22 protein-coding genes are annotated in these 18,348 nt (G+C 74.0%); 12 read left to right on the forward strand and 10 right to left on the reverse strand.

The window, feature by feature from the left end; all coding sequences use genetic code 11:
* The first annotated feature begins 24 nt into the window (after nucleotides 1-24).
* Complete coding sequence (locus tag ACEQ2X_RS15165; protein WP_370326668.1) at nucleotides 25-666, forward strand: trimeric intracellular cation channel family protein; 642 nt, start codon at nucleotides 25-27, stop codon at nucleotides 664-666.
* A gap of 115 nt (nucleotides 667-781) precedes the next feature.
* Complete coding sequence (locus tag ACEQ2X_RS15170; RefSeq protein ID WP_372530570.1) at nucleotides 782-1,321, forward strand: GNAT family N-acetyltransferase; 540 nt, start codon at nucleotides 782-784, stop codon at nucleotides 1,319-1,321.
* Here ACEQ2X_RS15170 and ACEQ2X_RS15175 read toward each other — a convergent pair.
* Nucleotides 1,318-1,644 carry a hypothetical protein gene (locus ACEQ2X_RS15175; RefSeq protein ID WP_370326670.1) on the reverse strand — a complete coding sequence of 109 codons (327 nt, stop codon included), beginning with the start codon at nucleotides 1,642-1,644 and terminating at the stop codon, nucleotides 1,318-1,320. The genes ACEQ2X_RS15170 and ACEQ2X_RS15175 overlap by 4 nt on opposite strands.
* Entirely contained in the window at nucleotides 1,626-2,573 is a 948-nt protein-coding gene (locus tag ACEQ2X_RS15180; RefSeq protein WP_370326671.1) for a hypothetical protein, read from the reverse strand. Before ACEQ2X_RS15180 ends, ACEQ2X_RS15175 begins: the two co-directional genes overlap by 19 nt.
* A gap of 135 nt (nucleotides 2,574-2,708) precedes the next feature.
* Here ACEQ2X_RS15180 and ACEQ2X_RS15185 point away from each other — a divergent pair, with 135 nt between their 5' ends.
* On the forward strand, nucleotides 2,709-3,095 hold the full coding sequence (locus ACEQ2X_RS15185; protein ID WP_370326672.1) for a nuclear transport factor 2 family protein: 387 nt from the start codon (nucleotides 2,709-2,711) through the stop codon (nucleotides 3,093-3,095).
* 9 nt (nucleotides 3,096-3,104) lie between these two features.
* Here the strand turns inward: ACEQ2X_RS15185 and ACEQ2X_RS15190 are convergent, their stop codons facing one another.
* Nucleotides 3,105-4,001, reverse strand: a complete 897-nt coding sequence (locus tag ACEQ2X_RS15190; protein ID WP_370326673.1) for a hypothetical protein — start codon at nucleotides 3,999-4,001, stop codon at nucleotides 3,105-3,107.
* 117 nt (nucleotides 4,002-4,118) lie between these two features.
* On the opposite strand from ACEQ2X_RS15190, the gene ACEQ2X_RS15195 reads away from it, so the two are divergent.
* The 3 genes from ACEQ2X_RS15195 (at nucleotide 4,119) to ACEQ2X_RS15205 (ending at nucleotide 7,096) form a co-directional block, all read left to right on the forward strand.
* Nucleotides 4,119-4,319, forward strand: coding sequence for a hypothetical protein (locus tag ACEQ2X_RS15195; RefSeq protein ID WP_370326674.1), 201 nt, complete (start codon nucleotides 4,119-4,121; stop codon nucleotides 4,317-4,319).
* Nucleotides 4,320-4,592, forward strand: a complete 273-nt coding sequence (locus ACEQ2X_RS15200; RefSeq protein ID WP_370326716.1) for an OsmC family protein — start codon at nucleotides 4,320-4,322, stop codon at nucleotides 4,590-4,592. It abuts the gene before it with no gap.
* Between the two features lie 95 nt (nucleotides 4,593-4,687).
* Complete coding sequence (locus ACEQ2X_RS15205) at nucleotides 4,688-7,096, forward strand: putative bifunctional diguanylate cyclase/phosphodiesterase (protein WP_370326675.1); 2,409 nt, start codon at nucleotides 4,688-4,690, stop codon at nucleotides 7,094-7,096.
* A 4-nt stretch (nucleotides 7,097-7,100) separates the two neighbouring features.
* Here the strand turns inward: ACEQ2X_RS15205 and ACEQ2X_RS15210 are convergent, their stop codons facing one another.
* A complete protein-coding gene (locus tag ACEQ2X_RS15210; RefSeq protein WP_370326676.1) occupies nucleotides 7,101-8,303 on the reverse strand; it encodes an aminotransferase class I/II-fold pyridoxal phosphate-dependent enzyme in 1,203 nt (400 codons plus the stop codon).
* Nucleotides 8,300-8,659 (reverse strand): hypothetical protein, encoded by a 360-nt coding sequence (locus ACEQ2X_RS15215; protein WP_370326677.1) that lies wholly within the window; start codon nucleotides 8,657-8,659, stop codon nucleotides 8,300-8,302. The genes ACEQ2X_RS15210 and ACEQ2X_RS15215 overlap by 4 nt, the downstream gene beginning before the upstream one ends.
* Nucleotides 8,660-8,756: 97 nt before the next feature.
* Here ACEQ2X_RS15215 and ACEQ2X_RS15220 point away from each other — a divergent pair, with 97 nt between their 5' ends.
* Nucleotides 8,757-9,461, forward strand: a complete 705-nt coding sequence (locus tag ACEQ2X_RS15220; RefSeq protein ID WP_370326678.1) for an alpha/beta fold hydrolase — start codon at nucleotides 8,757-8,759, stop codon at nucleotides 9,459-9,461.
* A gap of 18 nt (nucleotides 9,462-9,479) precedes the next feature.
* The gene (locus ACEQ2X_RS15225) at nucleotides 9,480-11,225 is read left to right on the forward strand and encodes a helix-hairpin-helix domain-containing protein (protein ID WP_370326679.1); all 1,746 of its coding nucleotides are present in this window, start codon (nucleotides 9,480-9,482) and stop codon (nucleotides 11,223-11,225) included.
* A gap of 12 nt (nucleotides 11,226-11,237) precedes the next feature.
* Here the strand turns inward: ACEQ2X_RS15225 and ACEQ2X_RS15230 are convergent, their stop codons facing one another.
* Nucleotides 11,238-11,735, reverse strand: a complete 498-nt coding sequence (locus tag ACEQ2X_RS15230; protein ID WP_370326680.1) for a TspO/MBR family protein — start codon at nucleotides 11,733-11,735, stop codon at nucleotides 11,238-11,240.
* Between the two features lie 29 nt (nucleotides 11,736-11,764).
* Nucleotides 11,765-12,127: a VOC family protein gene (locus ACEQ2X_RS15235; protein ID WP_370326681.1), complete on the reverse strand. Its 363-nt coding sequence runs from the start codon at nucleotides 12,125-12,127 to the stop codon at nucleotides 11,765-11,767.
* A gap of 110 nt (nucleotides 12,128-12,237) precedes the next feature.
* On the opposite strand from ACEQ2X_RS15235, the gene ACEQ2X_RS15240 reads away from it, so the two are divergent.
* The 4 genes from ACEQ2X_RS15240 to ACEQ2X_RS15255 all read left to right on the forward strand — a co-directional run bounded on the left by ACEQ2X_RS15240 (nucleotide 12,238) and on the right by ACEQ2X_RS15255 (nucleotide 15,848).
* Nucleotides 12,238-13,056, forward strand: a complete 819-nt coding sequence (locus ACEQ2X_RS15240) for a DUF6597 domain-containing transcriptional factor (protein ID WP_370326682.1) — start codon at nucleotides 12,238-12,240, stop codon at nucleotides 13,054-13,056.
* Nucleotides 13,053-13,484: a hypothetical protein gene (locus tag ACEQ2X_RS15245; protein ID WP_370326683.1), complete on the forward strand. Its 432-nt coding sequence runs from the start codon at nucleotides 13,053-13,055 to the stop codon at nucleotides 13,482-13,484. The genes ACEQ2X_RS15240 and ACEQ2X_RS15245 overlap by 4 nt, the downstream gene beginning before the upstream one ends.
* A 1,149-nt stretch (nucleotides 13,485-14,633) precedes the next feature.
* Nucleotides 14,634-15,032: a VOC family protein gene (locus ACEQ2X_RS15250; protein WP_370326717.1), complete on the forward strand. Its 399-nt coding sequence runs from the start codon at nucleotides 14,634-14,636 to the stop codon at nucleotides 15,030-15,032.
* A 60-nt stretch (nucleotides 15,033-15,092) separates the two neighbouring features.
* Nucleotides 15,093-15,848 (forward strand): DUF899 domain-containing protein, encoded by a 756-nt coding sequence (locus ACEQ2X_RS15255; RefSeq protein ID WP_370326684.1) that lies wholly within the window; start codon nucleotides 15,093-15,095, stop codon nucleotides 15,846-15,848.
* A gap of 9 nt (nucleotides 15,849-15,857) precedes the next feature.
* Here the strand turns inward: ACEQ2X_RS15255 and ACEQ2X_RS15260 are convergent, their stop codons facing one another.
* The 3 genes from ACEQ2X_RS15260 to ACEQ2X_RS15270 form a co-directional block, all read right to left on the reverse strand.
* A complete protein-coding gene (locus ACEQ2X_RS15260) occupies nucleotides 15,858-17,138 on the reverse strand; it encodes an adenylosuccinate synthase (RefSeq protein ID WP_370326685.1) in 1,281 nt (426 codons plus the stop codon).
* A 72-nt stretch (nucleotides 17,139-17,210) separates the two neighbouring features.
* Nucleotides 17,211-17,786, reverse strand: a complete 576-nt coding sequence (locus ACEQ2X_RS15265) for a Uma2 family endonuclease (RefSeq protein ID WP_370326686.1) — start codon at nucleotides 17,784-17,786, stop codon at nucleotides 17,211-17,213.
* Between the two features lie 165 nt (nucleotides 17,787-17,951).
* Nucleotides 17,952-18,335 (reverse strand): VOC family protein, encoded by a 384-nt coding sequence (locus ACEQ2X_RS15270; RefSeq protein WP_370326687.1) that lies wholly within the window; start codon nucleotides 18,333-18,335, stop codon nucleotides 17,952-17,954.
* Nucleotides 18,336-18,348: the final 13 nt, after the last annotated feature.

An 18,348-nucleotide genomic window follows, 5' to 3' on the forward strand; every position in this document is an offset into this window, starting at 1 on the left:
CACAGGTGTGCCAGGCTTCGGCCGATGGATGTGGGTCTTGCCGACGAGCCGGTGCAGCTCGCACTCGAGCTCGCCGGCGTCGTGGTGTTCGCGATCTCCGGCGCGCTGCTCGCGATCCGCAAGGGGTTCGACGTCGTCGGCATCGCCGTCCTCGCGGTGCTCACCGGTCTCGGGGGCGGGCTGATCCGGGACGTCCTGATCGGCGACATCCCGCCCGCCGCGTTCGAGGACACCCGGTACCTGGCCGCTCCCCTGGTCACCGCCGCCGTGGTCGCGCTGGTGCACCGCCCCCTCGAGCGGATCGAGCGGGCGGTGCTGGTCTTCGACGCCGCCGGCGTCGGGCTGTTCGCGGTCACCGGCGCGCTGAAGGCCGTCGATGCCGGTCTCGGGCCGCTGCAGTCGGTGTTGATGGGCGTCGTGACGGCGGTGGGCGGCGGGATGCTGCGCGACGTCGTGGCCCAGGAGGCCCCCGTCGTCGTCCGGTCGGACTCCACCCTGTACGCCGTCCCCGCGACCGCGGGCGCGGCCGCCGTGGTGGCGGTCGCCGAGCTCCAGGTCTTCAAGCCGGTCATCGGCATCGCCATCGTCGTCGCGGTGTTCGCGTGGCGGGTCGCCGCCATGCGGTTTGGCTGGACCGCCCCGACGGCGCTGGGGCGCCGGCGGTGACGCCCGGGATGCCCGGGTTGTCCGGGTCATCGCCACGATGTGCACATCGGCCAGGTCCATGGGCTACCTGCACATCGTCGGGACCGGGGCGTGCCTCGGCCGGCCCCGACGACGCATGACCGTGCCGCTCCCCCCGATGCCGTCCCTCTCCGACGGCGAGACGGGTCTGCGCGCGTGGCGGCTCGACGACATCGACTGCGTGGCCCAGGCGGCGGAGGACGCTCGGATCCCCCGCGGCACGACCGTGCCGGAGGCGTTCACGACCGACGCCGGCCTGGCGTGGATCGAGCGGCAGTGGAGCCGCACGTCCGGTGGTGAGGGGTGGTCCTCGGCGATCGTCGACGCCCGCACCGACGTCGCGGTCGGATGCCTGGCGTTGCTCCTCCGCCGGCAGGAGGGTGTGGTCGGGATCGGCTACTGGCTGGTCCCGGAGGCGCGCGGGCACGGCCATGCCCGTCGAGCGGTCGCGCTCGCGGTGAGCTGGGCGCTCGGTGACGGGGCGTTCAGCCGGGTCGAGGCGTGGGTGGAACCCGGCAACCACCGCTCGGTCGCGGTCCTGACCGTCTGTGGCTTCGAGCTGGAGGGCCGGCTGCGGTCGTTCCTGAGCTTCGCCGACGGGAGGTCCGACGCGCTCGTCCTCTCACGCGTCCGCTAGCTCTGATCCTCAGGCCGGGTGAGCCGCGTCCCCCAGGGCAACGTGGTGATGGTGCGGCCGCCCGGATGGGTCCAGGTGAGCCAGCCGCTGTCCGGGTCGACCTGTCCCGTCCAGCCGTGGCGGTGGATGATCCGCAGGTGCCCGCGCCTGGAGACCGTCGCGAGCCGATCGGGATCGTGCAGGCCGTCACCGTCGAGGTGGTGGACGTCCGACAGGCCGACGGTGGTCCTGCCAGCCGGGTCGCGGGCGCCCAGATCCCGGGCGGTGACCGCCAGGCGGGTGTCGTCGGAGATGTCCTTGGCGGTCAACTTCCGGGTGACCATGAGTGGTCGGTGGCCGTTGGAGGACGGCCGAAGGCCGCCACATCGCGGACCTCTGCGTCGGCCGCGAGCGCCTCGAGCGTACGCGCGGCCACGGTGGGCAGGAAGCTGGGGACGGGGACCTCGAGGTGGCCGGCGACGGACTCCGTCACCTGATCGGCCTGGACGTGGACGACCATCAGCGGCCGGGCCCGCTCACGGCCGTTGCGATTCTCAACGCCGCCGCCGTCGAGGCTGTCCGAGCAGATCCCTGCGAGCGCCCGGGCGCGACGCTGCGCCCGCGTCATCGTGCGGCCGTCCGGTCGCCGGTCACCCATGCGCTGGGTGTCGATCGCCGCGCGGGCGTCGATCGCGTTGAGGACCATTGCGCCGGTGGGCGGGTCGTACTCGCCGTGGAGCTCGACGGTGTCGGCGTCGCCGGCTCGACCGGCGAGGTACGCCTGCTCGGCCGTCCGGTCCTCCTCGTCGGCGACCGACTCGGGACTGCGCAGATCGAGGATCGCCTCGTCGACCATCGAGGTGAACCGGTCGGGGTCGGCGAGTCCGATCACCTCCTCGGAGGCGGCGATCATGCCGTCCAGCTCCTCACGCAGACCGCGGCCGTAGCGGCGCAGCCGGGTGAGCATCCCGCGGACCTGCGACCCGGACAGCACACCGCGGGCCCACAGCACCGTGGTGGCGGGCATGTCCACGAGCATGTCCGCGGCGTCGAGCAGCATGTTCCGCTCCGCGGACGTGAAGTGCTGGTGCACCGCCAGGTACACGTCGATCGGGAGCGCCTCGAGGTCCTCGATCACCCCCGCCCGCGCCAGCCGGCCGAGCGTGCGGACCACCTCCACCTCCGCCGCATGTCGAGCAGCGGCGGCGGCGGTGAACGCCGCGATCAGATCGACCCCCTCGGTCATCGTCGGCGCCGAGTCGACTGGCGCCACCTCAGTCATCACCGTCATGTCGAACCCCCGTGTCAGATGGGACGTCTGCGCCCATCCTCGACCAGGGGTGTGACGCTCCCGACCGCTTCGTCCACACGACTTGGCCCTGCCGCCGACGTCGTGTAGGACGCACCCATGCACCCCTTCAGAGCCGCCGTCGAGGCCCGCGACATCGAGGCAGCCATCGCGCTGCTCGCCGACGACGTCACCTTCTCCAGCCCCGTCGTCTTCACCCCGTACCAGGGCCGGGACGCCGTCGGCCAGATCCTGCGGGCCGTGATCCAGGTCTTCGAGGACTTCCGCTACACGACCGAGATCGGCGGACCCGACGACGCGGACCACGCCCTGGTCTTCGCAGCGCACATCGGCGACGTCCAACTGGAGGGCGTCGACCTCCTCCACCAGCGCGAGGACGGCACGATCGACCGGTTCACGGTCATGGTGCGGCCCCTGAAGGCCGCCCACGCGCTGGCCGAGGCTATGGCGGCGAAGCTCGGCGCGAAACCGCCTAAGGCGGGCTGATCGCGCCCGTCAGCGCGTGACCCCCTCCCCAGCCGACGGCACCCCCATGGCGTTCGGGTAGGGGATGATGTCGGCGCGCGCCAGGGCGTCCACCACCGGCCCCATGGCGTCCACCAGCGAGGACGCCACATCGACGCCGACCCGCCGGACCGGCTCGGCGGCCAGCGTGGACGTCTGCCGCTCCATCCGATCCCGCAGCGCCACCCCGTCCGCGGTCGCAGCGCCGCCGGCGTCCACCAGCCCACGGCCGCGCAGCGACTCGACCGCGACATCCCACTCCTCGTCGGTCCACCACCGTGCCGGTTGGATCACCGACCGGGGCACCCGGCCGGTCGCGACCTGCAGCACCTGCGCCGCGCACCCGTCGAGTCCCGCGCCGACCAGGACCGCGACGTGGCCGTCCCCGCGGTGCTCGCGCAGCAGGGTCGCCGCGTGCCAGAGGACCATGTGCGGGGCGTCGGGCCACGGCAGCGACCGGTTCGCGGCGTGCATCGGCCTCCCCGCCAGCGCCGGGGCGGTCGCAAGGCGGCGGGCCAGGTCGGCGGCACGCATGACACCCTCCCCCTCCACCTCCGCACCGAGCACCCGTCGCAGCGCGGTGTCGACACCCGCCGCCCGGGCGTCCAGCACCGCCGCGGGGGAGGCGTGTGTCCACGCGTCCGGCAGGGACCGGGCGACCATCGGCGGGCTGAACCCGTGGAACAACGCGGTGACGACCTCCGGCGCGACCGGCCCGAGCGGGGCGGCCCGCGACGCGAAGTACGCCATCCACCCGCCGCGGAGTCCGAGCGCATCGCACGCCTCGCGGTGCTCGGACGCGAAGTACGTCACCGCGTGGTAGGGCTCGAGCACCCTCCACAGCGCGTCGGCGGCCCGCGCCCCACGATCGTCCGTCGCGACACCCATCGCCGGCAGCGTAGGGCCGGGACCGGGGCGGGGTCCGCACCGGACCCGCTCCGGGGAGGGGTTGATCCCCACCGACCCCCGGGGGAGGATGACCCGGCGGACGACAGCGGAGGACCCATGGGCGACGTCGTGTACACCTCATCCGTCTCGATCGTGCGGGAACGAGGGCCCGTGCGGACCGCGCAGCTGCCCGGCCGGGACGAGCCCGTGACCTTCGGCGTGCACGGGGCGGTGGCCGAGCACTACGGCGTCGACCCCGAGGACTTCCCGCCCGACGCGACGACCCTCGACTACGTGGTCGCCGCCGCCGGCGGGTGACTGACCGGCACGTTCGGGGGTGCCCTGGAGGCACGTGGCATCCCCGCCGGAGGCGGTCGTCTCCGATCCGACATCACCGGTGAGATCGAGCTCGAGGGCAGGACGCTCGTCATCCGGCGCATCCACGCCGCGTACACCCTGCAGGTCGACGCGGCCGCCGATCGCGAGGCGATCGAGCGCGTGCACGGCTTCCACGCCGACCACTGCCCGGTCGCCCGCTCGATCCGCGACGCGATCGACGTGACGACCTCCTACGAACTGACGGGCGCATGACCCGACCCACCGGTCCCACACGACCGATGGGGATCTGTTACCGGACGTAGCGGTACACCTCGCGTGCGAGCTGCCGATGAGTGGGCACCACCCCGATGTCCACCACCCCGCACCTGGTCGCCTCTCGCGCGCAGCGGTCGTCGCGCGTCGCCTCGGCGTGCGCCGAGGTGCTGGGCCGCCACAGCGCCGTGGTGTCGACGGCGGTCCTGCTGCTCGGCGCGGTGGCGGCGACGGTGGTGGTCGTCGCCGACTCACCGTCGGTGGCCTCGACCACCTACACCGTGGCCGGTGCGGTGGCGCTGCTGTCCCTCCCCCTCGGGGTGTGGCTGCACCGTCCGCGAACGACCGCGCCGTGGATCGCCCTCGGGCTGGCGCCCGTCGGCTTCGTCATCGGCACCTCGCTGCGCGCCGCAGCGGCGAGCGCGGGACCGGCCGCCACCCCGAGCGGCGTGACGGTCGGGGTGCAGGACCTGTTCAGCTTCCTCGGCTACACCGCGCTGCTCGTCGGGGTCGCGGCCATGCTCCACGCCACCGGCGCCCGGCAGGACGTCGCCGCGTCCGCCGACGGGCTGATGGTCATGACGGGCGCGGCGATCCTGGCGTGGACGTTCCTGATCAGCCCCACCCTCGACGCCACGACGACGCAGCGCGAGCTCGGGGTCCGGGTCGTGATGGCCGCCTACCCGGTGCTCGACACCCTGCTGCTGTTCCTGATGGCGCGCCTCGCCCTCGCCGTCCGGCATCGCCAACCGGTGCTCGTCGTCGCGATGCTGGCGTTCGCGTTCCTGCTCGCCGGCGACACGGGCTACGTCATCGTCCACGCCGGCGTGGACGTCGGCGTCACGGTGACCCCGGCGCTGGTCGACGCGTTGCACCTCATGGCGTTCACGTGCCTCGCCGGCGCGGCGCTGCACCCGACCATGCGCGTCCTCACCGACCCGCAGCCGCTGCGCGCGGCCGTGTTGGAGCGCAGCCGCCTGACCGTCGTCGCGGTCAGCATGGCAAACCCCGCCGCGGTGATCCTCCTGCGGCCCCCCGACAGCCTGGCGGACCGTGTGGTCCTCGCGACCGGGATGGCCACGATCGCCGCGGCCGCGCTGTGGCGGACGTCGACGGCGGTGAACGATCGCGCACGTGACGCCGCGGCGATGGCCCACGCCGCCGCCCACGACGCGCTGACGGGGTTGCCGAACCGGACGACCGTGGTCCACACCGTCCGGCGCGCCCTCGCCGCCGCGAGAGGTGGTGACCACGTCGTGGCGGTCATCTCGATCGACCTGCACGGCCTGAAGCTGGTCAACGAGTCCTGGGGACGCGCCGCCGGCGACGAGCTGCTGGTGGCCGTCGCGGCCCGCCTGCGCCAGGCGACCCGACCGGGGACCCCGGTGGGCCGCATCGGCGCCGACGAGTTCGCCGTCGTCATCGAGGGTCGGACCGCGCACCTGGAGGCGTCGCACCTGGCGGACCACCTGCTCGGGGTCCTGGCCGACCCCGTCGCGTTGCGCGCCGGCCGTGCGCACGTGATCGCGAGCATCGGCGTCGCGCACTCCCACCGGGCGCACGGGGCCGGTGAACGCCCGCCTGGCGACAGCCGGGAGGCCGAGGCCCTCGTGGACGACGCCTCCGCGGCGATGCACCACGCGAAGGCACGTGGCCGCAACGTCGTCGTGACCTTCGACGACTGGATGGTCACCGCCTCGGCGGAGCGGATCGAGCTGCAGATCGCCCTCCGGGACGCCGTCGCCGACGGGGCGATCGACGTGGCCTACCAGCCGCTGGTCGACCTGGGCACGGGCCGGCTGCTCGGCTTCGAGGCGCTGGCCCGCTGGCACCGACCCGACGTCGGACCGGTCCCGCCGGTCGAGTTCATCCCCCTGGCCGAGGAGACGGGGTTGATCGTCCCGCTCGGCGAGGTGGTGCTGTCCGCCGCCGTCGAGCAGCTCGCGCGGTGGCGCCGGCAGCCGGCCGGGTCGTCGGCGCACGTCAGCGTCAACGTCGCGGCGCGGCAGCTCGCCGACGGGACCTTCGCCGACGTCGTCGAGTCGCTCCTCGACCGCCACGACCTGCCCGGCGACGCGCTGTGGCTGGAGATCACCGAATCGGTGCTGGTGGCCGACGACGCGACCACCGGCGAGACGCTCCGACGCCTGCACGACCGCGGCGTGGTGCTCGCCGTCGACGACTTCGGCACCGGCTACTCCTCCCTCGGCTACCTCCAGCGGTTCCCCATCAGCGCGCTGAAGATCGACCGGTCCTTCATCGCCGACCTGGGGGTCGACCCCGACGCGGAGGCGATCGTCGCCGCGGTGGTCGCGATGGCCCGCGCGCTCGACCTCGAGGTGGTCGCCGAGGGGATCGAGACCGCGACCCAGCACGCGACCCTCCGCGACCTCGGCTGCGCTGTCGGGCAGGGGTGGCTGTTCGGGCGCCCCGCCGACGCCGACGCCGCCACTCACGTCGTGGAGGTCGCCGGGCACGGCGTGCCGCCGCTGGCGCCCACCTGATCGGTCAGCTGTCGAGGAGCGCTCCGACCCGGCCGATCGCATCCTCCACCACGTCGGTCGGGTTGCTCGCGTAGCACAGACGGACGAACCCGGGCTCCGGTGCCCGCAGGGCCGAGCCCGGCGTGAGGTTCACCCCCGTGCGGTCGAGGATCTGGCGCCACAGCCGGTCCTCACCCTCCCACGTGGGGTCGGGCAGCCACTGCCGGAGGTCGCAGAGGGTGAAGAACCCCGCCTCCGGTCGGGTGTGGGGGATCCCGGCCGACGTGAGCGCCTCCGAAACTGCCTCGGCGGCCGCCGCCAGCCGGGCTCGCATCGTCGTGATGTACCCCTCCACCCACCCGTCGTCGTGGAGCATCGCCGCCAGGACGTGCTGGGTGTGGCCGCTGACCCCTGCCCAGCTGCCCTGCACCTCGAGTGCGCGGCGGAGGGGCTCGTGCTCGCTGACGACCACCCCGGTCCGGAGGCCGCTCATCGCGAAGTCCTTCGAGAACGCCCAGACGAGGTGGAGGCGCTCGCCGAGGGAGGGGCGGAGGCGCCCGACGCTCGCGAACGGCGTCTCACCGAACGTCGACAGCGCGTAGACCTCGTCGGCGATGACGTGCAGCCCGCGGGCGTCGGCCCAGTCGAGGACCGCCTCGACGTCGGCGGCGGGCACGACCTGCCCGCGGGGGTTGTCCGGGTTGGTCAGCAGCAGGATCCTGACGTCCACGTCGGCACCGTCGGCGGCGCGGTCCAGCCGCTCGGGCGTCAGGGCGTACCCCTCCTCCGGCACTGTGGGGACCGGCACGATCTCGAGACCAGGGCGGGCCTGCAGGTCCGGCCAGAACCCCGAGTACGACGGCGTCGGCACCAGCACCCCGTCGCCGGGGTCCCCGAGGGCGTGGCCGAGCGCGTCGAGGACCCCACCGGCACCGCTCAGCACCTGCACCGTGGCCGGGTCGACGGGACGGCCGACGACGTGGCGCTCGAGCAGGCCGGCGAGCGCCCGGCGGAGGTCGGCCCTGCCGGACATGTCGTCGTAGGCCAGCACGTGGTCGGGCACGGGCGGCGGCGACTCGATCCGCGGGATCAGCAGATCCGCCACCAGGTGGTTCTCCGCGACGCACAACCCGACGTACCCGGGATCGTGACGTCGCGCGAAGTGCTCGGCGATGTACGGCGACAGGCCGCCGTCGGCCATCGCGTGCCCCCGCGCGGACAGCGTCACCCCGAGAAGTCACCCTCGACGGTGTTGGTCTTCACGACGCGGACGTCGGCGGTGCGGGCCAGCAGCTGGACCTCGGCGAAGACCTCGTCCCGGCCGCGGTCCTCGTCGAAGGCGCCGCCGGCGCCGGACACCTCGATGCGCCGCCGCTCGCCGTCCCGGGGCGCGGCGGGGACCGCGTGGACCAGCAGGGTGTCGTTGCCGCCGCGCATCAGCGCGTCGTCGCCGACGAAGCGGATCTGGATCTCCCACTCGACCTCGTCGTCACCGCGGTCCCAGTCGATCTCGACGTCGACCGCCATGATCAGCTCGGCACCGGATCCGGTGGCGGACAGCGAGGCGTCCTTCAGCGTGGCCATGCGCGGGATCCTACGACCGGGACCACCGGCCCGTGCGACCGATGAGGTGGCCGATCGCCGCACGTCTGAGGGGTGACCGCGCGAGGAGGAGACCTGCATGCCCACGTCCGTCCTGATCCACGGCGCCGGCTCGTCCGGCCGCTACTGGCACCGCGTCGCCCCGCTGCTCGAGGTGGCCGGCCACCGGGTCGTCGCCCCGGACCTGCCCGCCGAGGACGACGACGCCGACCTGACGGCCTACGTCGACGCGGTGCTCGCGGACGTCGACGCGGGCGGCTCGCTCGACCCGCCGGTCGTGGTCGTCGGCCAGTCCCTCGGCGGGTTCACCGCGCCGCTGGTCGCCGACGAGCTCGGCGCGGACCTGCTGGTGATCCTGGCCGGCATGGTGCCCCGGCCTGGCGAGCGGGGGGTCGACTGGTGGACCGCGACCGGGTGGGAGGCAGCCGTCCGGACGGCGGCGCGCGAGGGCGGACGGGATCCCGAGGACCTCGACACCGCGGCGCTCGTGCTCGCCGGGGTGCCCCACGAGCTGCTGGTCGAGCTGGGCCCGGAGCGTGCCCAGTCGATGACGCCGCTGCTCGAGCCGTGGCCGCTGACGACCTGGCCCGACGTCCCGACCCGGGTGGTCGCGGCCGCCGACGACCGGTTCTTCCCCCTCGACTTCCAGCGTCGGGTGGCCGCCGATCGGCTCGGGTTGGACGTCGTCGAGGTGCCCGGCGGCCACCTGCCGGCCGTGACGCACCCCGAGGCCGTCGCGGCGTGGCTCCTCGAGCTGTGCCGCGAGGTCGCCGTCCGCGCCTGAGCGGCATGCTGGTCGCCGATGGCGACCGGCGACCGAGGGCTGACGGGCAACGCGGACGTCGCGCGGCTGCTCTACGAGCTGGGCGCCCTGACGGGCCGCAGCCGGCAGCGGGGGGACCGGTACCGGGCCGAGGCCTACCGCCGCGCCGCCGCGGCGGTGGCGGCCGCGCCCGTGGAGGTGCTGGCCCTGTCCGAGCGCGACCTGACGGCGATCCCCGGCGTCGGGGCGGGCACCGCCGCCCGGATCGCCGAGCTGCGCCGGACCGGGACGATCGCGGCGCTCGAGCGGCTCCGCGCCGCCGACCCGGCCGGGGTGGAGGGGCTGCTGGCGGTCCCCGGCATCGGGCCGGTGACCGCGGCGCGGTTGCGCGACGCGCTCGGGGTGCGGGACATCGACGGGTTGCGGGTCGCCCTCGCCGCGGGACGGCTGGAGGCGGTGCGGGGCCTGGGCCCGGTCACGCGGGCACGGATCGCCGAGGGCCTCGAGCACCTCGGCCCTGACGACGGCCCGGTGCGGCTGCCGATCCTCGACGCGGTCGGGGTGGCCACGCGGTTCGAGGCGACGCTGCGGGCGCTCGACGGCGTGTCCGGGTTGGCCTGGTGCGGGGACCTCGGGCGGATGCGGGACACCGTCGGCCGGGTCGAGCTGCTGCTGGCCGCACCTGACCCCGCCGCCGTGCTCGCGCGGGCGGCGACGGCCCCGCCGGTGCGGGAGGTGGCGGGACGGTCCGCCGGCGGGGTCGAGCTCGCGACGTTCGACGGGCCGGTCGTCCACGTGGCCGCGGTCCCCCCGGCTGCTTTCGCCGTCGAGCGGATCCGGCGGACCGCCCACCCCTCCCACTGGCGGTCGCTGGTGCGCGTGGCGGCTGAGCGGGGGATCGAGGTGGACTCCGACGGCCTGCGGGACGCGACGGGGACGCTCGTCGAGGTCGCCGACGACGCCGCGGTGTACGCCGCGATCGGGCTGCAGCCGGTGCCGGCCGAGCAGCGCGACGGCACCGACGAACTGGCCCTGGCCGCGGAGGGGCGACTGCCCTGCTGCGCGGAGGTGGCCGACCTCCGCGGCGACCTGCACGACCACTCCGACTGGTCCGGCGACGGGCGGATGACCCTGGCCGAGCTGCTCGACGGCGCGGTCGCCCGGGGCTGGGGGTACGTCGGCGTGACCGACCACGCCGAGGACCTGACCATCAACGGCCTGTCGCGTGCCGAGGTGCTGGCCCAGCGCGACGAGCTCGCGGCGCTGGCCGCCGAGCGGCCGCAGCTGGCGGTCCTGCACGGCGCCGAGCTGAACATCGGGGCCGACGGGTCGGTCGACTACGACCCGGACTTCCTGGCCGGGTACGGCTGGGCCGTGGCGAGCGTCCACTCCCACTTCCGCATGGACGCCGCGACCCAGACGCGCCGGCTGACCACGGCGATCCAGAACCCGGCGGTGCGGGCGATCGGCCACCTCACCGGCCGGCGGGTCGGGCGCCGACAGGGGATCGAGCTGGACGTCGACGCGGTCCTGGACGCCTGCCTCGAGACCGGGACGGCGCTCGAGGTCAACTGCCACCTCGACCGCTTCGACGCGCCCGCCGAGGTGCTCGCCGAGGCCGCCGCCCGCGGGGTGCTGGTGGTCATCTCCACCGACGCGCACGGCGTCCGCGAGCTCGACAACCACCGCTGGGGCGTGGCGCTGGCCCGCCGGGGACGGGTGCCGGCCGAGCTGGTCACCAACACCTGGCCGGCCGAGCGGTTCCTCGACTGGGCGGCGCGGTGACTCCGCGGTCGGTCAGGCCAGGACGATCGCGGCGTTCAGCACGGTCGCGAAGGACGTCCAGGCCAGGTAGGGGAGCTGTAGGAACCCGGCCGTCCGGTGGACCCGCCCGGCCTCGACCGCCCACCACCCGGCGGACACCAGCACGGCGACGATCACGCCCAGCGCGGCCGCACGGGCCTGCAGCCCGAAGAACACCGGGGTCCAGGCGAAGTTGACGACGAGCTGGACGGCGAAGGCGGTGAGTGCCCGCGCCCGGAAGGGGTGGTCGGTCCGCGCGACCAGCCACGCCGACACCGCCATGAGGGTGTACAGCACCGTCCAGACCGGACCGAACCAGGACGACGGCGGCGCGAAGGACGGCAGGTCCAGCTGGCCGTACTGGCTCGTCGAGCTGGCCGACAGCACGCCGATGAGCGCGCCCCCTCCCACGCAGAGCACGAGGAGGGCGAGGAGGAGGGGGATCCGCCGGTCGTCGTCCCGGGGGTGGGCGTCGGGGGTGGTGGCCGTCATGCCCTGGACCTACCCGTCCGCGGCGCCGCCTATGACGCGTCTCCGCCGCTGATGCAGAACGGGTGGCCGGCGGGGTCGAGGTACACGGTCCAGCGGTCACCGCCGGGCTGGTCGTCCGGGACCGAGCCACCGAGCTCGCGGACGGTGTCGGCGTACGAGCCGGGATCGGCCCCGCGCAGGTCGAGGTGCATCTGCTTCGCGTCGCTCGGCCAGCCGGGCGGTTGGTAGCCGTCGAGCTCGCCGAAGTACATGGTCAGGCCGGGGGCCTCGACGGCAGCCACGCCGTCGGCCTCGTAGGTCACCTCGCCGTCGAGCAGACCGGCCCAGAAGGCGGCGCTGGCCGAGGCGTCGTCGCAGTCGAGGCTCAGGGCGAGGACGGTGGGGGCGGGCACGGGTGGGCTCCTCTTCGTCGGGCGTTCGGGGTGGTCGGCGGTCATGGTCCGTCGAGCCGGTCGCGCGGTCTTGCAGGAACGCGCCACCGGGCGTGCGATCCTCTGACGTGATGCCCGAACCCCGCGGTCGCCCCCAGGCCATCGTCCGGCCCGGTGCGGTCGGGCGGACGTTCGACGTGGCGCGCCATGCGGTCCGCGACGCTCGCCTCGTGGGGCTGGTCGACTACCTCTGGGTCGTGCGGTGGGACGTCGCGGAGCCGCACGACCAGCAGGTGGTGCCCCAGCCGGTGGTCCACGTGGTCGCCGAGCCGGTCGACGAGCAGCTCCGCGTGCTGGTGCACGGCGTCAGCCGTTCGCGGTTCACCCGCCGGTTGGAGGGGCGGGGGTGCGCCGTCGGTGCCGCCTTCCGCCCGGGCGGGTTCCGGCCGCTCCTCGGCCGAGCGGTGTCGACGCTGGCGGATGCGGTGGTGCCGCTGGGTGACCTGGTGGACGTCGACGACCGGGCGGTCGCCGCGCGGGCGGTCGCGGCGGACGACGACGAGGGGGCGGTCGCGGTCCTCGAGGCGGCGCTCGCCCCGCTCGTGGGCGCGCCGGACCCGGCGGTCGACCGCGTGGCCGGGTGGGTGGCGGCCGCCGAGCGGGACGTCGCCGTGGTCCGCGCCGAGCACCTGGCCGAGCGGGTCGGGGTCAGCCTCCGGACCCTCCAGCGGACCTTCGCCGAGTACGTCGGCATCGGACCGAAGTGGGTCATCCAGCGGTTCCGCGTGCTCGAGGCGCTGGCCGCGGCCAACGACGGAGCGGTGACGGACTGGACCGCGCTGGCGGTTCAGCTGGGCTTCACCGACCAGTCACACCTCGTCAACGTGTTCGGCGACGTGATCGGGACCCCGCCGGACACCTACCAACGGGAGGTGGCGGGGGAGGGATGAAGCAACCCCGTGAGCGAGGTACCCGGCGACGTGGGCTGTCGGCGGTCGGGGTGATCGTCACCCTGGCGGTCGCGGCCATCGTGGCGACGGGGGCGGGGTACGTGATCGACGGCGCAGGACGGCTCGTGTACGGGTTCTGGGCGGTGACGTGGGGCCTCGGCACGGTCGTGCTCGGCCTCGCCGCCACGTCCGCGGTCGCGAGGTGGCGGGCCGCGCCGCTGCTCGCCGTCGCCCTGGCGGTGGCGGCGACGATCGCGGGGGCCGGCGTGCTGGTCTTCACCGGTCCGTTCCAGGTGCCGCTGACGTCGCCGGAGGGGCTCTGGATGTACCCGGCGGCGCTGGCGCTGTTCGGGACCGCCGGTGCCGCGGTCCGCGTGCTCCTGCGCCGAGGATCGGGCGGGGACCACGACGTGCGGGGATCCCGCTGACCGCTCCCGATGGCTCGGGATGAGCCACGTGGAACGTCCGCGCCGTTAGCCTCCGCGGTCGTGCAGGACACCCCGCGCTCCGACGCCCCGACCTTCGACACGTTCGTGATGGTCGACTGGTCGGCCGCGAGCTCGCCGGGTCGGGAGGGCGGCCAGACCGGCGGGATCTGGGCAGCGGTCGCGCAGCCTGGACATCCCGACGAGGTGCGGCCGTTCCGGACCCGCTCGGAGGCGACCACGTGGCTGATCGCCACCTGCGCGCAGCTGGCCGACCGGGGTCGGCGGGTCCTGCTCGGGTTCGACTTCGCGTTCGGCTACCCGACGGGCACGGCCCGGGCGCTCGGCGCCCCACCGCGTGCGACGCCGTGGCGGTGGATGTGGGACCTGCTCGCCCTCGAGATCGCCGACGACGCGTCGAACGACAACGACCGGTTCGGCGCCGCATCAGGCTTGAACGAGCGGATGCAGGGCGGCGCCGGTCCGTTCTGGGGCCACCCGCCGAACCAGCTCCACGCCGACCTCGCCCCCACCAAGGGGACGTTCCCGCTGCGGATCCACGACCGGATCGTCCTCGAGGAGTACCGGCACACCGAGCGGGTGCTCCGCGAGGGGGGTCGCCAGCCCAAGTCGGTGTGGCAGCTGTCCGGTGCCGGCGCGGTCGGCTCGCAGAGCCTGCTCGGGATCCCCCGCCTGCGCCAGGTCCGCCGGGCACCGGCGCTCGCGCCGCGGACGGCGGTGTGGCCCCTCGAGACCGGGTTCGGTGATCCGCTCGAGGGCGCAGACGCCCGCCAGGTCGTGATCGCCGAGGTCTACCCCAGCCTGATCGAACCTACGGAGGGCACCCACCCCGTCCGGGACGCCGCGCAGGTCCTGGCCCTCGTCGCCGCGTACCGCGCGATGGCGGAGGCCGGGACCCTGGCCGAGGCGTTCGCCGCCCCGGACCAGCCCGCCGACGTGCTCGAGCAGGTCGTGGCGGAGGAGGGGTGGATCCTCGACGTGGTCGCGGCACCGCCACCCCCGCCGAGGGAGCGCCACCCGAGCGCGGCTCCCTTCGACTGGGAGGCCGAGGACGTCGTGGCCGGCGCTCCCGGCGCGTCGCCCGACGACGCCCCCGAGCCGTCCCCGCCGCACCCCGGCCCGACGACGCACGTGCGCATCGCCCGCCCCTCCCACGACCTGGCCGCGGCCGAGCGGTTCTACACCGACGGCCTCGGCATGGACGTGCTGTTCCGCACACCGGCACCCGACGACGAGTCCTCCGACGACCCACCTGCCGACGGTGTCCACCGGCTCGTGATGGTGGGGTGGCCCGGTGCGGCGTGGCACATCGAGCTGGTCGGCGATCCCGCCACCGACCCGCGACCGACGGAGGAGGACCTGCTGGTCTGCTACCTCGACGGACCGGTCGACCCCGAGCTGATCGAGCGGCTGGTCGACGCCGGCGGCGAACGCGTCCCCTCAGCCAACCCGTACTGGGACGACCGCGGCGTCACGGTCGCCGACCCGGACGGCTACCGGCTGGTCCTCACCAGCCGATCCTGGGACTGACCGATGAGGTCGGGTCCGGCGCCACGTCACCACCGGTGACCGCGACGGACGGAGGACCCCATGGCACTGCCCGAGATCGTCAGCCGGGAGGAGTGGCTGACCGCCCGCACCGCGCTGCTCGAGGAGGAGAAGGCCCTCACCCGCGCCCGGGACGCGCTGAACGCCCGGCGCCGTCGCCTCCCGATGGTGGAGGTGACCGCCGACCACCGGTTCACCGGGCCCGACGGTGAGATGTCCCTCGTCGACCTGTTCGACGGCCGCGCCCAGCTGATCGTCTACCACTTCATGTTCCAACCGGACTGGACCGAGGGCTGCCCGAGCTGCTCGGCCGACGCCGTCGAGACGTCCGAGGGGCTGCTCCGCCACCTGCACGACCGCGACACCACCCTCGTCTACACCTCACGTGCGCCATACGAGCGGCTCGCCGCCTGGCGGGAACGACTCGGCTACCCGGTGCCGCACCTCTCGACCGTCGGCGACGACTTCAACCTCGACCACGGCGTCACCTTCGACGCCACCCGCCGGCCGCTCGCGTACAACTACCGGTCGGCCGAGGGATGGGCATCGCAGCCCTGGAACCCCTTCGTGAACCCCGACGACCAGCCCTTCGACCTGCACGGGCACTCGGTCTTCCTCCGCGACGACGACCGGGTCTTCCACACCTACTCGACGTACGGCAGGGGTGCTGAGGGCATCGGGGGGTCGCCGTACTGGCTCGACCTCACCCCTCTCGGCCGCCAAGAGGACTGGGAGGAGCCCTCGGATCGCTCAGATCGGCGTCTGCCCCCGACCCCCGGCATCACCGCGGACCGATGATGTCGTCGCTCAGGCCACTGAGCGGTCGAGCGTCTGGCTGCGCGCCGGTCCGACCGAGACCCAGCGGATCGGGACGCCGATCAACTCCTCGAGCCGCTCCACGTAGGCCTGGGCGTTCTTCGGCAGGTCCGCGTACCGGGTGATCTGGGTGATGTCCTCGGTCCACCCCTCCAGCTCCTCGTAGACCGGCTCGGCGTGGTGGAAGGCGGTCTGGTGGGGCGGGAAGTGCTCGTACTCCTCGCCCTGGTAGCGGTAGGCCCGGCAGACCTTGAGGGTCCCGAAGTCGCTCAGCACGTCGAGCTTGGTGAGGAAGTGCTCGGTCAGCCCGTTGACCCGGCCGGCGTAGCGGGCCAGGACCGCGTCGAACCACCCGACCCGCCGACGCCGTCCCGTCGTGGTGCCGTACTCGTGGCCGACCTCGGTCATCCGCTCGCCGGTCGCGTCGAACAGCTCGGTGGGGAACGGGCCGGTGCCGACGCGGGTGACGTAGGCCTTGGTGATGCCGATGACCCGTTCGATGTGCTTGGGACCGAGCCCGGCGCCGGTCATCGCCCCGCCGGCCACCGGGTTGGAGGAGGTGACGAAGGGGTACGTGCCGTGGTCGAGGTCGAGCAGGGTGCCCTGGGCACCCTCGAGCAGGATGTTCTCACCCGCCTCGAGCCCCTCGTGCAGGAGGGACACCGTGTCGGCGATGTAGGGCTGCAGCCGCTCGGCGTAGACCGCGTACTCGGTCTCGATGTCACTGGCCTTCATCGGCATCCGGTTGTAGATCCGGGTCAGCACCGCGTTCTTCTGCTGCAGCGCCGCGTCGAGCTTCTGGCGGAAGATCTTCATGTCGTACAGGTCCTGCACGCGCAGGCCGACGCGGGCCGCCTTGTCGGCGTAGGTCGGCCCGATCCCGCGCTTGGTGGTGCCGAGCTTCTGACGGCCGAGGTGCCGCTCGGTCAGCGCGTCGATCTCGCGGTGGTACGGCATGATCAGGTGCGCGTTGCCGCTGATCTTCAGCCGCGAGACGTCGAGGCCCTGGGCGACCAACCCGTCGAGCTCGTCGAGCAGCACACCTGGGTCGACCACCACGCCGTCGCCGATGACCGGGGTGACGTGGGGGTACATCACGCCGGAGGGGACCAGGTGCAGCTTCAGGGTCCGGTCACCGACGATGATCGTGTGGCCGGCGTTGTTGCCGCCCTGGTAGCGGACGACGTACTGGACGTCGTCGGCCAGCAGATCGGTGGCCTTCCCCTTGCCCTCGTCCCCCCACTGGGTGCCGACGATCACGATGGCGGGCATGTGAGCTCCTGAGTTCGAGCGTCCCGCGCGGCGTCGCAGCCGCCGGGGCGCGCGACATCCTAGCCGCCGGGCTCAGCGCCCCAGGACGATGTCGAGGTCGATCGTCAGGTCCAGGTCGCCGATCGGGTGGGCCCCGTCGCGCAGTCGGGTCACCCGCCCCCAGGTCCCGTCGGACCGCGGGTCGGTGTGGACGTGGACGGTGCGGCCGCCGAGGTCGATGACCCAGTAGACCGGCACGCCGGCCATCGCGTAGCGGCGGGCCTTCTCGCCGAGGTCGAAGCGGAGGGAGGAGTCGGCCACCTCGATGATCGCCAAGGCGGTGGCGGGGTCGGGGTTCGCCTGCCGGTAGTCGCGGGGGCTGAGGATCATGAAGTCCGGCATCGGCTGGGAGATCGGGTCGAGGTCCAGCCCGCCCTGGCAGGCGACGGCGTAGCGGTCGCCGGCGGCCTCGACGAGCAGCTTGGTGAGCAGGATCACCGTGCCGTTGTGCGGCGGGTTGATGGGCGGCATCTCGACGATCACTCCCCCGACGAGCTCGACGCGCTGGCCGGCGAACACGCCCAGGTCGCCCAGCGCGAGGTACTCCTCGCGCGTGAGGGGGCGGAACCGTTCGGGGAGCTCGGTGATGGGCGCGCTCAACGTGGTCACCTCGCACAGGGTGCACGGTCGTCGGAGTCGGCCGCGGCGCGATCTCCCGCGGCTGTGGACGACGCTACGCCGGGTCAGCGCCCCCGCGCCACCGCCATCGTGGTGCGCCGGGTGCCGGTGGGGGGTCGCCGAGCCACATCCTCCGCGGCTGCGGCCGCCGGGCGATCAGGTCAAGGGGGCGAACAGGTCCACGTGGTTGCCGTCGGGGTCGAGCACGGTCGCGTAGCGCTGCCCCCAGGGGGCGTCGAACGGCGCGACGTGGCTGGCGAACCCCGCGTCCAGGACCGCCGCGTGGGTCGCGTCGACGTCGGCCGGGTCGTCGCACAGGAAGGCGAGGGCGGTCCGCGGGGTGCCGCCCGCCGGCGGGGTCCAGTCGCTGAAGGACTGCACGACCGCCTCGGTGTCCACCATCAGCCGCAGGCCGCCGTCGAGCTGCGCCTCGACGTGCCCCTCCCCCTCCTCGGGGAACGGCACGCCCAGCAGGCGGTAGAAGCGGAGGGTGGCCGCCAGGTCGGCGGCGACCAGGCCGATGGCGTCGAGTCGGGGCATGGCGTGCACCGTA

Source organism: Euzebya sp. (genome assembly GCF_964222135.1).
GTDB lineage: Bacteria > Actinomycetota > Nitriliruptoria > Euzebyales > Euzebyaceae > Euzebya.

Bases quoted from the DNA above. Each gene is read 5' to 3' on its own strand.
- ACEQ2X_RS15165 (WP_370326668.1), top strand. From the start codon at position 25: ATGGATGTGGGTCTTGCCGACGAGCCGGTGCAGCTCGCACTCGAGCTC.
- ACEQ2X_RS15170 (WP_372530570.1), top strand. From the start codon at position 782: ATGACCGTGCCGCTCCCCCCGATGCCGTCCCTCTCCGACGGCGAGACG.
- ACEQ2X_RS15175 (WP_370326670.1), bottom strand. From the start codon at position 1,644: ATGGTCACCCGGAAGTTGACCGCCAAGGACATCTCCGACGACACCCGC.
- ACEQ2X_RS15185 (WP_370326672.1), top strand. From the start codon at position 2,709: ATGCACCCCTTCAGAGCCGCCGTCGAGGCCCGCGACATCGAGGCAGCC.
- ACEQ2X_RS15190 (WP_370326673.1), bottom strand. From the start codon at position 4,001: ATGGGTGTCGCGACGGACGATCGTGGGGCGCGGGCCGCCGACGCGCTG.
- ACEQ2X_RS15195 (WP_370326674.1), top strand. From the start codon at position 4,119: ATGGGCGACGTCGTGTACACCTCATCCGTCTCGATCGTGCGGGAACGA.
- ACEQ2X_RS15205 (WP_370326675.1), top strand. From the start codon at position 4,688: ATGTCCACCACCCCGCACCTGGTCGCCTCTCGCGCGCAGCGGTCGTCG.
- ACEQ2X_RS15215 (WP_370326677.1), bottom strand. From the start codon at position 8,659: ATGGCCACGCTGAAGGACGCCTCGCTGTCCGCCACCGGATCCGGTGCC.
- ACEQ2X_RS15220 (WP_370326678.1), top strand. From the start codon at position 8,757: ATGCCCACGTCCGTCCTGATCCACGGCGCCGGCTCGTCCGGCCGCTAC.
- ACEQ2X_RS15225 (WP_370326679.1), top strand. From the start codon at position 9,480: ATGGCGACCGGCGACCGAGGGCTGACGGGCAACGCGGACGTCGCGCGG.
- ACEQ2X_RS15230 (WP_370326680.1), bottom strand. From the start codon at position 11,735: ATGACGGCCACCACCCCCGACGCCCACCCCCGGGACGACGACCGGCGG.
- ACEQ2X_RS15240 (WP_370326682.1), top strand. From the start codon at position 12,238: ATGCCCGAACCCCGCGGTCGCCCCCAGGCCATCGTCCGGCCCGGTGCG.
- ACEQ2X_RS15245 (WP_370326683.1), top strand. From the start codon at position 13,053: ATGAAGCAACCCCGTGAGCGAGGTACCCGGCGACGTGGGCTGTCGGCG.
- ACEQ2X_RS15255 (WP_370326684.1), top strand. From the start codon at position 15,093: ATGGCACTGCCCGAGATCGTCAGCCGGGAGGAGTGGCTGACCGCCCGC.
- ACEQ2X_RS15260 (WP_370326685.1), bottom strand. From the start codon at position 17,138: ATGCCCGCCATCGTGATCGTCGGCACCCAGTGGGGGGACGAGGGCAAG.
- ACEQ2X_RS15270 (WP_370326687.1), bottom strand. From the start codon at position 18,335: ATGCCCCGACTCGACGCCATCGGCCTGGTCGCCGCCGACCTGGCGGCC.